We start from the raw sequence: 12,584 nt of genomic DNA, 5'->3' as shown, positions 1-12,584 counted from the left end.
TTATGGGTGAAGCGGGTAGGGCGGCTGCGGCGCGCACGGCGGAGGAACAGGCCGGGACCACCGGACCCCTCGCGCACCGCGTCCCGGACCTCGGGGCGCTGGAGCTGCTGCTGGCCGTGGCCCGGCTGGGCAGTCTCGGGGCGGCCGCGCGGGAGCTGGGCATCACCCAGCCGGCGGCGAGCAGCCGCATCCGCTCCATGGAACGGCAGCTCGGCGTGGCCCTCGTGGACCGTTCGCCGCGCGGGTCCCGGCTCACCGACGCCGGGGCGCTGGTGACGGACTGGGCGCGGCGGATCGTGGAGGCGGCGCAGGCCTTCGACGCGGGGGCGCAGGCGCTGCGGGACCGGCGGGACTCGCGGCTGCGGGTGGCGGCGAGCATGACGATCGCGGAGTACCTGCTGCCGGGGTGGCTGCTCGCGCTGCGCGCGGGGCGGCCGGACACGGCGGTGTCGCTGCACGCCGGGAACTCGGCGGCGGTGGCGGAGCGGCTGCTGTCCGGGGAGGCGGACCTGGGGTTCGTGGAAGGGCTGACCGTGCCGACGGGGCTGGACTCGGCGGTCATCGCCCACGACCGGCTGACCGTCGTCGTCGCGCCGGGGCATCCGTGGGCCCGGCGGCGGCGGGCGCTGGCCGCGGCCGAGCTGGCGTCGACACCGTTGATCCTCCGGGAGAAGGGCTCCGGCACGCGGCAGGTCCTGGACTCGGCCCTGGGCGGGCTGGCCCGGCCGCTGATCGAGCTCTCCTCCACCACGGCCGTGAAGGCGGCGGCGGTGAGCGGGGCGGGGCCGGCGGTGCTGAGCGAACTCGCGGTGGGGGAGGAGCTGGCGCTGCGACGGCTGGTCGCCGTACCGGTGGACGGCGTTCCCCTCGCCCGGGACCTCCGCGCGGTCTGGCCCACCGGCCACCGCCCGACGGGCCCGGCCCGCGACCTCCTCTCCCTGACCCGCGCCGGGTAGCTCAGCCCGTCCGGGGGCACCCGGCGGGGGCGAAAATCCCTCGCGGGAGGTGACGCGCGGCGGACACCATGACTCATGGTCACCTCCGCCCCGCCCGCCGAAGGCACCCGCACCCCTTGGGAAGCCCTTCCCACCCCCGTCCGCACCGCCGTGGCCGACCTCCTGGGCGCCCCGGTCACCCACGCCACCACCCAGCCCGGCGGCTTCTCCCCGGGCGTCGCCGCGAGGGTCCGCACCGCGGCCGGCCACCGCGCGTTCGTCAAGGCGGTCAGCGCCGACACCAACCCGCACAGCCCCGACCTACACCGCGCGGAGGCCCGCAACGCCGCCGCCCTCCCACCCGGCGTCCCCGCACCCCGCCTCCTCGGCACCTACGACGACGGCACCTGGGTCGCGCTCCTCTTCGAGGAGGTCCCCGGCCGCCAGCCCCACGTCCCCTGGCACGCCCCGGAGTTACGGCGCGTCCTCGACGCGGTCGGCGAGCTGAGCCGCGCCCTGACCCCGGCGCCCGTGCCGGCCCCGCCCGCGGCCGAGTCGCTCGTCGACTCCTTCGCCGGCTGGGAGCGGCTGCGGGCACCGGAGGAGGAGCGGCTCCGCACCCGCCTGGACCCCTGGACCCTCGCCCGTCTCCCCGCACTCGCCGACCTCGCCGCGGGCTGGGCCGATGCCACCGCCGGGGACACCCTCGCCCACGGCGACCTGCGCGCGGACAACATGCTGCTCACCGCCGACGACCGCGTCGTCTTCGTCGACTGGCCGCACGCCGTGCGCGCGGCCCCCTGGTTCGACCTGCTGGTCATGCTGCCCTGCGTCCGGGCGCAGGGCGGACCGGACCCGGAGGAGCTGTTCACCGCGCACCCCTGCGGCCGCGACGCGGATCCGGACGGCGTGACCGCCGCCCTCGCCGCGCTGGCCGGGTACTTCGTCGAGCGCTCCCTGCGCCCGTCCCCGCCCGGTCTGCCGACCCTGCGCGCCTTCCAGCGCGCCCAGGGAGAAGCGGCGCTCGCCTGGCTCAGGAGGCGGTGGAAACAGCCGTAGGAGCCGTCGCGTTCGTGGTCCGAGCGGCCAGAGCCGCTTCCACCAGGGCCCGCATCACCCGCACGTCCTCGCCCATCTCCGGATGCCACTGCACCCCCAGCACCCAGCCGTCGACGGAGGACAGTTCCACGGCCTCCACGGTCCCGTCCGCCGCGTACGCGCTCGGGATCAGGCCCGTGCCGAGGCGGTCGACGGCCTGGTGGTGGTAGGTCGGCACGGAGGTCTCCTCGGGGACGACACCGGCGTACCGCGTGCCCGGGACCGGCTTGACCGGGTGGCTGCCGAAGACGCCCGGCACCTCCGCGTGCCCGTCGATGTGCTGGGTCAGCGTCCCGCCGAGGGCCACGTTCAGCAGCTGCATGCCCCGGCAGATGCCCAGCAGCGGGACGCCCGCCGCCAGCGCCGCGTCGACGAGGGCCAGTTCCCACGCGTCCCGCTCCCGCGCCGGAGGCCCGGTACGGGGGTCGGGCTCGGCGCCGTACTGGACCGGTTCGACGTCCGGGCCACCGGCGATGACCAGCCCGTCGAGGCGCGCGACCGTCGCCGCCGCGTGGTCCGGCGCGTCCGGCGGGAGCATCGCGGCCAGGCCGCCCGCCCGCTGCACCAGCCGCGGATAGCCGGCCGGCAGCAGCGCGGCCTCCAGCTCCCACACGCCCCAGCGCGCCCCGGCCTCCAGATAGGTGCTGACGCCGATCAGCGGCCGCCCGCCGTCCGTCATGTGTCCTCCCGCCCCCGCAATGGACCGTTTCCAGACCAATAGCATGTCATGCGAGGAAGCCCCTGAGCAGGGCGGCCGTGCCCGCGCAGTGCTCCCGCATCATCTCCCGCGCCCCGTCCGCGTCCCCGTCCAGCACCGCCTCGACCAGCGCGGTGTGCTGTCGCTGCGAGTGCTCCAGGTTGCGCACGAGCAGCGGGATGCAGTCGAGCAGATCGTTCACCGTGGCCCGCACGGCCGCGTACTGCGCCGTCAGCGAGGGTGAGCCGCACAGTTCGGCCAGGGTGAGGTGGAGCAGGGTGTCCAGACGCCGGTAGTCGGCCAGCGGGGCGTCCGCCGTCCGTGCGAGGGCGTCGCGCAGCCGCTCCGCCTGCTCGTCCGTGAGCCCGTGCGCCGCGCACAGCCCGGCCGCGCCGACCTCGAGGACCTCGCGGAACCGCAGCACGTCCTCGATGTCGACCTCGGCGATCCGGCGCCGCAGCTCGTCCTCGCCGCCGGCGTCCGTACGCGGCAGCACAAACGTTCCGCCGTACCGGCCCCGCCGGGACTCCACCAACCCCTGGTCCTGGAGCACCTTCAGCACCTCGCGCAGCGTCACCCGGCTGATCCCGAGCCGCTCCGCCAGATCGCGCTCGGCCGGCAGCCGCTCGCCGCCCGGCACCAGACCCAGCCGTACGACCTGCAGGATCTGCTCCAGCGCCTCCTCGAAGCCGTTCCCCGCACGCACGGGCCGCAGCACCGGCGTCAACCGGTCGTCCAGTCCGCCGTCAGCTTCCACAGACATCTGGCCGTGCCCCCTTCCCAAGCAATGGTTCTCGGCAATACCTTATGGCTCCCGGCCGCCAGAGCCCACAGCAGCCCCGGAAGCCAGAGAAGCAGAGACACAAAGAAGCCATTGAAGCCGAGGAAGCCCTGAGGAGGCCCTCCCGTGGCAGACCGCACACCCCCGCTGAGCGTCGAGGAACTGCACGCCCTCGTCGCGAGCGGTGAGATCGACACTGTCGTCCTGGCCTTCCCCGACATGCAAGGGCGCCTCCAGGGAAAACGGTTCGCCGCCCGGTTCTTCCTCGACGAGGTCCTCCAGCACGGCACCGAGGGCTGCAACTACCTGCTCGCCGTCGACACCGAGATGAACACCGTCGACGGGTACGCCATGTCCTCCTGGGACCGCGGCTACGGCGACTTCGCCATGCACCCCGACCTGTCCACCCTGCGCCGCGTGCCCTGGAACGCCGGCACCGCGATGCTGATCGCCGACCTCGCCTGGAACGACGGCGGGCCCGTCGTCGCCGCCCCGCGCCAGATCCTGCGCCGCCAGCTGGAACGCCTCGCCGAACACGGCTACACCGCCCAGGTCGGCACCGAGCTGGAGTTCATCGTCTTCAAGGACAGCTACGAGCGGGCCTGGGACGCCAACTACCGGGGCCTCACCCCGGCCAACCAGTACAACATCGACTACTCGATCCTCGGCACCGGACGGATCGAGCCCCTGCTGCGCCGCCTGCGCAACGACATGGCCGGCGCCGGCCTCACCGTCGAGTCCGCCAAGGGCGAGTGCAACCCCGGCCAGCACGAGATCGCCTTCCGCTACGACGAGGCCCTGGTCACCTGCGACCAGCACGCGATCTACAAGACCGGCGCCAAGGAGATCGCCGCCCAGGAGGGCGTCTCCCTCACCTTCATGGCGAAGTACAACGAGCGCGAGGGCAACTCCTGTCACATCCACCTGTCGCTGACGGACGCGGACGGCCGCAACGTCATGGCGGGCGCGGACGGTGACGGCATGTCCGACGTCATGCGGCACTTCCTCGCCGGACAACTCGCCGCCCTGCGCGACTTCTCCCTGCTCTACGCCCCCAACATCAACTCCTACAAGCGGTTCCAGCCGGGCTCCTTCGCCCCGACCGCCGTCGCCTGGGGCCACGACAACCGCACCTGCGCGCTGCGGGTCGTCGGCCACGGCCGCTCGACACGCTTCGAGAACCGGCTGCCCGGCGGTGACGTCAACCCGCACCTCGCGGTCGCGGGCCTGGTCGCGGCGGGGCTGTACGGCATCGAACAGAAGCTGGAACTTCCCGAGCCCTGCCCGGGGAACGCGTACGCCGCGGACTTCGCCCACGTCCCCACCACCCTGCGCGAGGCCGCCGAGCTGTGGGAGACCAGCCCGATCGCCAAGGCCGCCTTCGGCGACGAGGTCGTCGCGCACTACCGCAACATGGCCCGCGTCGAACTCGAGGCCTTCGACGCCGCCGTGACCGACTGGGAGCTGCGCCGCTCCTTCGAACGCCTGTGAGAGGTTCCTTCTTGTCCGAGCAGACCGAGCAGACCGAGCTCAGGGTCCTCAACCCGGCCACCGAGGAGGTCGTCGCCACCGTCCCCGCCGCCGACGCGGCCGACGTGGACCGCGCCGTCGCCCGCGCGAGCGCCGCCCAGGGCCCTTGGGCGGCCGCCGCCCCCGCCGACCGGGCCCGGCTGCTGCGCCGCTTCGCCGACGTCGTCGACGGGCACCTCGAGGAGCTCGCACAGCTGGAGGTCCGCGAGGCCGGCCACCTCCTCGGCAACGCCCGCTGGGAGGCCGGCAACGCCCGCGACCTGCTGCTCTACGCGGCCGGTGGCGTCGAACGGCTCCTCGGCAAGCAGATCCCCGTCCCCGGCGGCTGGGACGTCACCTTCCACGAACCGCTCGGCGTGGTCGGCGTGATCGCCCCCTGGAACTTCCCCATGCCGATCGCCGCCTGGGGCTCCTTCCCGGCCCTCGCGGCGGGCAACGCGGTACTCCTCAAGCCCGCCGAGACCACCCCGCTGACGGCCCTGCGCCTGGCCGAACTCGCCCTGGAGGCGGGCCTGCCCGAGGGGCTGTTCCAGGTCCTGCCCGGCTACGGCGCCGTCGCCGGACGCGCACTCGTCGACCACCCCGGCGTGGCGAAGATCGTGTTCACCGGCTCCACCCGCACCGGCCGCGAGGTCATGGAACGCTGCGCGCGCCAGGTCAAGCCGGTCACCCTGGAACTCGGCGGCAAGAGCCCGAACGTCGTCTTCGCCGACGCCGACCTGAAGGCCGCCGTCGACCCCTTCTCCTTCCTCGACAACTCCGGCCAGGACTGCTGCGCCCGCACCCGGATCCTCGTCCAGGAGTCGGTGTACGACGAGGTCGCCGACCTGCTCGCCGCCGCGCTGTCCGCCGTGGTGGTCGGCGACCCGGCCGACGAGGCGACCCAGATGGGCCCGCTGATCTCCCGTCAGCAGGTGGACCGCGTACGGTCGTTCGTGCCGGACGACGCCCGGGGACTGCGCGGCACGGCCCCCGAAGGACCCGGCTTCTGGTTCCCGCCGACCGTCCTCACCGGCGCCGCGCCCGACTCCGACGCGGCCCGCGAGGAGATCTTCGGCCCGGTCGCCGTCCTGCTCCCCTTCACCGACGAGGCGGACGCGGTCCGGCTCGCCAACGACACCCCCTACGGCCTCTCCGGCTCCATCTGGACCCGGGACGTCGGCCGCGCCCTGCGCGTCTCGCAGGCCGTGCGCGCCGGGAACCTGTCCGTGAACTCCCACTCCAGCGTCCGCTACTGGACCCCGTTCGGCGGCTTCAAGCAGTCCGGCGTCGGCCGTGAGCTGGGCCCGGACGCCCTGACCGCCTTCACCGAAACCAAGAACGTCTTCATCAGCACGGAGGGCCCCGCACAGTGACCGCTGAGACCCCTGAGATTGTGTGCCGCCGTCTCGTCGGCCGTACGGCCGTCATCACCGGAGCGGGCAGCGGCATCGGCCTCGCCACCGCCCGCCGACTCGCCTCCGAGGGCGCGCACGTCGTCTGCGGCGACGTCGACGAGACCCGCGGCAAGGCGGTCGCCGAGGAGATCGGCGGGACCTTCGTGAAGGTCGACGTCACCGACCCCGAGCAGGTCGAGGCCCTGTTCAAGACGGCCTACGACACCTACGGCAGCGTCGACATCGCCTTCAACAACGCGGGCATCTCCCCGCCCGACGACGACTCCATCCTGGAGACCGGCCTGGAGGCCTGGAAGCGCGTCCAGGAGGTCAACCTGACCTCCGTCTACCTGTGCTGCAAGGCCGCGATCCCCTACATGCAGCGCCAGGGCAAGGGCTCCATCATCAACACGGCGTCGTTCGTGGCGAGGATGGGCGCGGCCACCTCCCAGATCTCGTACACGGCCTCCAAGGGCGGTGTCCTGGCCATGTCCCGCGAGCTGGGCGTGCAGTTCGCGCGGGAGGGCATCCGCGTGAACGCCCTGTGCCCCGGCCCGGTCAACACCCCGCTCCTCCAGGAACTGTTCGCCAAGGACCCGGAGCGGGCGGCCCGCCGTCTGGTCCACATCCCGGTGGGCCGGTTCGCCGAGGCCGAGGAGATCGCCGCCGCCGTCGCCTTCCTGGCCAGCGACGACTCCTCGTTCGTCAACGCCACCGACTTCCTGGTGGACGGCGGGATCGCCGGGGCGTACGTCACCCCGCTCTAGCCCGTCGTCACAGGAACGTGTGGCCCTCGCCCCGGTAGGTGGGCACGGTCGCCGTGACCGTGTCCCCCTCCACGAGGTGCAGCACGTCGAACCGCTCGCACAGCTCACCGGCCTTCGCGTGCCGGAACCACACCTTGTCGCCGATCAGCAGATCGTCGGCGGGGGAGCCGAGCAGCGGCGTCTGCACCTCGCCCGGGCCCTCCTGGGGGTCGTAACGCAGCCCCTCCGGGAGGTACGGCACGGGCAGCCGGTCGGGCCCGGCGGCACCGGAGGCCGGGTAACCGCCGCCGAGGACGGTCACGACCCCCACCCCCGGCCGCCGTACGACGGGCTGGGCGAACAGGGCGGCCGGACGCCCGCTGAACGACGTGTAGTTGTCGAACAGCCGCGGCACGTACAGCCCCGACCCGGCCGCGATCTCCGTCACGGCCTCCTCGGCGGCGGTGTGCTGCACACTGCCGGTGCCGCCGCCGTTGACGTACTCCAGATCCGGTGCGACGGCACGCACCGCGCGGACCACCGCGGCGCGCCGCTCGGCCAGTTCACGGCGTGCCGTGGCCTGCATCAGCCGGATCGCCCGGGAACGGAAGGGCCGCCCGGCGACGGCGTCGCCGACACCGGCGACATGACCCTCGTACGCCATGATCCCCACGAGCTTGAACCCCGGCCGCCGGACCACCGCGCGGGCCACCTCGGCGACCTGGGCGGGGGAGTGCAGCGGGGACCGCAGGGCGCCGACCCGGAGCCGGCCGCCGAGCAGCTTCAGCGAGGTGTCCAACTCCAGGCAGACGCGGACGGGTTCGGTGCCGCCGTCGCGTGCCGCGTCGATGAGATCGAGCTGCGCGACGTCGTCGATCATCACGGTGACGGCGGCGGCGAGCTTGGGGTCGGAGGCCAGTTCGGCGAAGGCGGCGCGGTCGGCGGAGGGGTAGGCGAGCAGGATGTCGTCGAAGCCGGAGCGGGCGAGCCACAGGGACTCGGCGAGGGTGAAGGACATGATGCCCGCGAAGCCGTCCTTGGCGAGGACGCGCTCCAGCAGGGCCCGGCAGCGGACGGACTTGCTGGCGACACGGATCGGCTTGCCGCCGGCCCGACGGACGAGATCGTCGGCGTTGGCGTCGAATGCCTCCAGGTCGACGATCGCGAGAGGGGCGTCGAGGTGCTCGGTGGCCCGGTCGTACCGGGCCCGGTCGGCGGCGCGCACAGTCATGAACGAAGCCTGCCAGACTGGATTACCGCAGGGTAGGGGGACGTTCCGGGCAGATGCCCCGCAGGTCGCGGACTGGTTCCCGTTCGCCCGGCGGCAGGCCGTAGAGTGACGCGCACGCACGGAGGACGGCTCCGGCCGGAGATCCACGCCGGGATGCCGGTCCGTCCGCGCGGGTATGCGTGCCCAGGAGGACCATCGCGTCCGCACCGGGCCGCCGGGCACACGCACGTCGGCCCGCGTACGAGAACGACGGCCCGGGCCTGAGGAAACGGGGGGTGCATGAGCACGGAAGCACGCCGCGCCTCGATCCCCCCACGCCCGAACGTCCCGCCGCCCCCCACCACACCACCCCAGCCCCCGACGGAAACCCCGGACGACGTGCCGAATCCGGCCACACCGGTCGTTTCTTCCGACCCGGCGGGGTCGGGCTCTGGCACGCCGGGATCTTCCGGGGCGGACGCGACGGGCTCCGCCGGGCCGCGCACCTCGGGCCCTTCCGGGGGTGCGCGCGGCTCTTCCGGGGTGGACGTCCCCAGGGGCGTCGGGGAGGGGACGTCGGCCTCGGCGGGTGCCTCGCCGGACATGCCGAGGGCTCCCCGGGACACCTCGCCCTGGGTTCGGCCGTATGCGCCGGCGCCCGGTGCGCGTGCCTCCGACACGGCTCCCGCCGCCCCTCGTGTCCCGAACCTGCGGACCCCGTCCTCCCCCCACCCCACGGACCCCATGAACCCGCCCCCGCCGCCCGCGTCGGCCCGATTTCCGGACACCCCGCCCCAGGCGGGCCGCCCGAGGCCTTCCGGCCCCGCGGTACCTCGACCTGCCGGTTCTGGCCCTGCGGCGCCTGGTTCCTCCGGTCCGGCCGTGCCTCGGCCCGCTGGCCCTGCGGCGCCTCGTTCCGGCGACGCGGTCGGGCCCCGTGGCTCCGATCCCGGAAGTTCCCGTGGGGACGGTTCCGGCGGGTCGCGCGGTGGTGTGTCGTCGGGGACCTCCCGGCCGGTGGGGTCGGAGGCGTCGCGGGGCGGGGAGTCCTTCGGTGCGCGTTCCGCCGCCGAGAGCGGGCGCGACAGTGCCTGGAGCCCGCTGCCCCGCAGCTGGGTGCCCGCCCCGAGCCATGCTGTCCAGGAGGGCACGGGTCAGGGTCCGACGGCTGCCGCGCCGCAGGGATCCGCGACCGCCCCCCGGCAGCGTGACGCCGCCTCCGTGCAGCGCCCTACCGCGCCTCCGCCCCCCGTGGACCCGGATGAGGACGCCCGGCCGGCCTGGACGCCCGCCTCTCCGGTCCGGCCCCCCGAATTCGACGTCCCGTCGGCAGCCCCGGACCCGTCCGCCCACCCCACGGCGACCCCACCCCCCGCACGCCCCGGAACAACTCCCGGCACGCTGCCTCCCCACCCGGGTGCCGCCCCTGGCGACCGCTCTGCCGGTTCGGGGAAGGCCTCCGGGGACCGCTCGGCCCAGCCCGGGACGACTCCGGGCACGTTTCCTCCTCGCCCGGGTGTCGCCCCTGGCGACCGCTCTGCCGCCGGTCCGGGGACGGCCTCCGGCGACCGCCCTGCCCGTCCTGGGAGTGCTCCCGGTAGGTCCAGGTCTGCCTTCGGTGACGGCTCGGTCCGGTCTGGGGTGGACCCCGGCTCGTTCCCTCCTCGGCCGCGCGTCGCCCCCGGCGACCGCCCTGCCGGACCCGGGACGTCCCCGGGTGACCGCTCCGCCGGTCCCGGGAGTGTCCCCGGTGGGTCCGGGTCGGCCTTCGGTGACGGCTCGGTCCGGTCTGGGGTGGACCCCGGCTCGTTCCCTCCTCGGCCCAGGAGTACCCCGCGGTCCGAGGCCGCCTTCGGCGATGGCCCTGCCAGGCCCGGGGCCGACGACGGCACGCTTCCCCCTCGGCCCGGCACGCTGCCCCCGGGGCCCCAAGCCGCCTTCGGTGATGGCCCGGCCCGGCCCGGGGCCGATGCCGGTACGTTTCCTCCGCGGCCCGGGGCCGAACCCGGCACGCTGCCGCCCCGCCCCGCCGTCGCCCCCCGCGTTCCTCCCGCTCGCCCCGGAGCCGCCTCCGGGGTGATTCCGCCGCGGCCCGTGGGGGACCCCGACGCCGGGGGCGGTGGGGTCTCGCCTGATCCGGCTCTGTCCTGGAGTGCTCCCCTGGCGCCCGGTAGTAGCGCCGGGGCCACGCGGCCCGTCGTGACGTTCGCGGAGCCGGAGGGGTTCCGGGACGCGCCGCGAGTCGTCAGCCGGCGGACCCGTACCCTCGCGGCCGCCGCCTGCGTGGTCCTCGGGCTGGGCCTCATCGGCGGTGCGGTCACCGGGAGTTGGCTGATCGGGGACGCGGAGGGCAGCGGCGCGCGCGACACGTACGCCGTCGCCGGCGGGCTGTGGCACAACGTTCCCGTCGACGAGCTGTTCCCGCCCACCGTCGAGGGCCAGGGCGCAGGCCCCGGCGGCGCCGACCGCGTCTGGACGCGGATCGCCGTCGCCCCGGACAGCGGCTGCGCCGACGCCTTCGACCCGCTGCTGCGCCAGACCCTCACCCCGGTCGGCTGCCAGCGGCTCCTGCGCGCCACCTACACCGACGCCACCCAGAGCTACGTCACCACCGTCGGCCTGCTGTTCACCACCGCCGACGCGACCGCCATGCGCTCCCTGGAGACCCGGTTCGACAAGGAGGGGCTGGCCAAGCGGACGGACCTGATGCCCCGGCCGTACGCCGCCAAGGGCACCGTCGCCGCAGGCTTCGGCGACAAGCAGCGCGCCTCGTGGACGATCTCCGTCCTCACCGACGCGCCCGTCGTCGTGTACGCCGTCTCCGGCTGGGCCGACGGCCGTACCGTCGACTCCCCGCAGTCCGCGCAGCAGGCCACCGCCTCCGGCGCGACGACGGCCCCCGCGCAGGCCGGCCTCGGCAACGAGGCCCAGGGCCTCGCCGACCGCATCGAGCGAAGCCTGCGCAAGACCGCCGTCACGCCGCCCTCGGAGCAGCCCTCATGAGCCCTCGTACCCGTCGCAAGGCCGGCACCCGCCGGGCCGCCGGGCTCCTGTGCTGCCTCCTCGCCGGCTCCGTCGCCCTGCTGCCCGCCGCCCCCGCGTACGCCGACAGCATCCGTGCCCAGCAGTGGGCCCTGGACGCCATGCACACCCAGGAGGCCTGGCAGACCACCAAGGGCAAGGGCATCACCGTCGCCGTCCTGGACACCGGCGTGGAAGCCGACCACCCCGACCTCGAGGGCAACGTCCTCCAGGGCAAGGACATGGTCGGCTTCGGTGCCGTGGAGGGCGACCGGGCCTGGGCCCGGCACGGCACCGCCATGGCCGGCATCATCGCCGGTCACGGGCACGGGTACGGCGACGAGGACGGCGTCATGGGCATCGCGCCCGAGGCCAGGATCCTTCCCGTCCGGGTGATCCTGGAGGACGGCGACCCGCAGCGCACCAAGGCCCGCAACACCCGCGGCAACGCCCTCGCCGAGGGCATCCGCTGGGCCGCCGACCACGGCGCCGACGTCATCAACCTCTCCCTCGGCGACGACTCGTCCTCCGCCCACCCGGAACCGGCCGAGGACGAGGCCGTGCAGTACGCCCTGAAGAAGGGCGTGGTCGTCGTCGCCTCGGCCGGCAACGGCGGCGAAAAGGGCGACCACATCTCCTACCCGGCCGCCTACCCGGGTGTCATCGTCGCGACCGCCGTCGACCGCTACGGCACCCGCGCCTCGTTCTCCACCCGCCGCTGGTACGCCACGGTCAGCGCCCCCGGCCAGAAGGTCGTCATCGCCGACCCCGACCACAAGTACTACGAGGGCTGGGGGACCAGCGCGGCCTCGGCGTTCGTCTCGGGAGCGGTCGCGCTCGTCAAGGCCGCCCACCCCGGGCTGACCCCGGCGCAGATCAAGAAGCTCCTGGAGGACACCGCCCGCAACGCCCCCGCCGGCGGCCGGGACGACTCCCGCGGCTTCGGCTTCATCGATCCCGCCGCCGCGATCAAGGCCGCCGACGATCTCGAGCCGGAGGGCCTGAAGTCCGCCTCCTACGGCAAGGAGTACTTCGGCTCGGGCCCCGACGCCACCCGCTCCGACGACGACACCTCCAGCTGGGCCGCCCCGCTCGCGGGCGGCGCCGGAGTGATGCTCCTGATCGGCGCGGTCGTCCTGTGGCGCGGCCGCCGCGACCCGGACGAGTACGAGACCTACTGACCGCCCGCG

At 74.5% G+C, this 12,584-nt stretch carries 10 protein-coding genes; 7 read left to right on the top strand and 3 right to left on the bottom strand.

Annotated elements, in window-relative coordinates; translation table 11 throughout:
* Positions 1 to 2: 2 nt before the first annotated feature.
* Both ACIRF9_RS23225 and ACIRF9_RS23220 read left to right on the top strand, forming a co-directional pair.
* Positions 3 to 956, top strand: coding sequence for a LysR family transcriptional regulator (locus tag ACIRF9_RS23225; protein WP_403825277.1), 954 nt, complete (start codon positions 3 to 5; stop codon positions 954 to 956).
* A 75-nt stretch (positions 957 to 1,031) separates the two neighbouring features.
* Positions 1,032 to 1,994 carry a phosphotransferase gene (locus ACIRF9_RS23220; protein WP_403825275.1) on the top strand — a complete coding sequence of 321 codons (963 nt, stop codon included), beginning with the start codon at positions 1,032 to 1,034 and terminating at the stop codon, positions 1,992 to 1,994.
* Here ACIRF9_RS23220 and ACIRF9_RS23215 read toward each other — a convergent pair.
* Both ACIRF9_RS23215 and ACIRF9_RS23210 read right to left on the bottom strand, forming a co-directional pair.
* Positions 1,969 to 2,712, bottom strand: a complete 744-nt coding sequence (locus ACIRF9_RS23215; RefSeq protein ID WP_403825273.1) for a gamma-glutamyl-gamma-aminobutyrate hydrolase family protein — start codon at positions 2,710 to 2,712, stop codon at positions 1,969 to 1,971. The two genes, ACIRF9_RS23220 and ACIRF9_RS23215, sit on opposite strands and share 26 nt — an antisense overlap.
* Positions 2,713 to 2,758: 46 nt before the next feature.
* Positions 2,759 to 3,493, bottom strand: coding sequence for a FadR/GntR family transcriptional regulator (locus ACIRF9_RS23210; protein WP_403825270.1), 735 nt, complete (start codon positions 3,491 to 3,493; stop codon positions 2,759 to 2,761).
* Between the two features lie 144 nt (positions 3,494 to 3,637).
* Between ACIRF9_RS23210 and ACIRF9_RS23205 the strand changes: the two genes are divergently transcribed.
* Genes ACIRF9_RS23205 through ACIRF9_RS23195 form a run of 3 tightly spaced genes read left to right on the top strand, consistent with a single transcriptional unit; the run spans position 3,638 to position 7,184 of the window.
* Entirely contained in the window at positions 3,638 to 5,002 is a 1,365-nt protein-coding gene (locus ACIRF9_RS23205; protein WP_403825267.1) for a glutamine synthetase family protein, read from the top strand.
* An 11-nt stretch (positions 5,003 to 5,013) separates the two neighbouring features.
* Positions 5,014 to 6,396, top strand: a complete 1,383-nt coding sequence (locus ACIRF9_RS23200) for an aldehyde dehydrogenase family protein (RefSeq protein ID WP_403825264.1) — start codon at positions 5,014 to 5,016, stop codon at positions 6,394 to 6,396.
* Positions 6,393 to 7,184, top strand: coding sequence for a 3-oxoacyl-ACP reductase (locus ACIRF9_RS23195; RefSeq protein ID WP_403825261.1), 792 nt, complete (start codon positions 6,393 to 6,395; stop codon positions 7,182 to 7,184). Before ACIRF9_RS23200 ends, ACIRF9_RS23195 begins: the two co-directional genes overlap by 4 nt.
* 7 nt (positions 7,185 to 7,191) lie before the next feature.
* Here the strand turns inward: ACIRF9_RS23195 and ACIRF9_RS23190 are convergent, their stop codons facing one another.
* Positions 7,192 to 8,394, bottom strand: coding sequence for an amino acid deaminase/aldolase (locus ACIRF9_RS23190; RefSeq protein ID WP_403825259.1), 1,203 nt, complete (start codon positions 8,392 to 8,394; stop codon positions 7,192 to 7,194).
* Positions 8,395 to 10,572: 2,178 nt separating this feature from the next.
* Here ACIRF9_RS23190 and ACIRF9_RS23185 point away from each other — a divergent pair.
* Both ACIRF9_RS23185 and mycP read left to right on the top strand, forming a co-directional pair.
* The gene (locus ACIRF9_RS23185) at positions 10,573 to 11,376 is read left to right on the top strand and encodes a hypothetical protein (RefSeq protein ID WP_403825256.1); all 804 of its coding nucleotides are present in this window, start codon (positions 10,573 to 10,575) and stop codon (positions 11,374 to 11,376) included.
* Positions 11,373 to 12,575, top strand: coding sequence for a type VII secretion-associated serine protease mycosin (gene mycP, locus ACIRF9_RS23180; protein WP_403825253.1), 1,203 nt, complete (start codon positions 11,373 to 11,375; stop codon positions 12,573 to 12,575). Before ACIRF9_RS23185 ends, mycP begins: the two co-directional genes overlap by 4 nt.
* The last annotated feature ends 9 nt before the right edge of the window (positions 12,576 to 12,584 follow it).

Origin of the sequence: Streptomyces sp. NPDC096132 (genome assembly GCF_044763345.1) — a bacterium.
Classification (GTDB): Bacteria; Actinomycetota; Actinomycetes; order Streptomycetales; family Streptomycetaceae; genus Streptomyces.
Note: the sequence above shows the minus strand (reverse complement) of the source record. Positions and strands in the feature narration are given on the sequence as shown.

Bases quoted from the DNA above. Each gene is read 5' to 3' on its own strand.
- ACIRF9_RS23225 (WP_403825277.1), top strand. From the start codon at position 3: ATGGGTGAAGCGGGTAGGGCGGCTGCGGCGCGCACGGCGGAGGAACAG.
- ACIRF9_RS23220 (WP_403825275.1), top strand. From the start codon at position 1,032: ATGGTCACCTCCGCCCCGCCCGCCGAAGGCACCCGCACCCCTTGGGAA.
- ACIRF9_RS23215 (WP_403825273.1), bottom strand. From the start codon at position 2,712: ATGACGGACGGCGGGCGGCCGCTGATCGGCGTCAGCACCTATCTGGAG.
- ACIRF9_RS23210 (WP_403825270.1), bottom strand. From the start codon at position 3,493: ATGTCTGTGGAAGCTGACGGCGGACTGGACGACCGGTTGACGCCGGTG.
- ACIRF9_RS23190 (WP_403825259.1), bottom strand. From the start codon at position 8,394: ATGACTGTGCGCGCCGCCGACCGGGCCCGGTACGACCGGGCCACCGAG.
- mycP (WP_403825253.1), top strand. From the start codon at position 11,373: ATGAGCCCTCGTACCCGTCGCAAGGCCGGCACCCGCCGGGCCGCCGGG.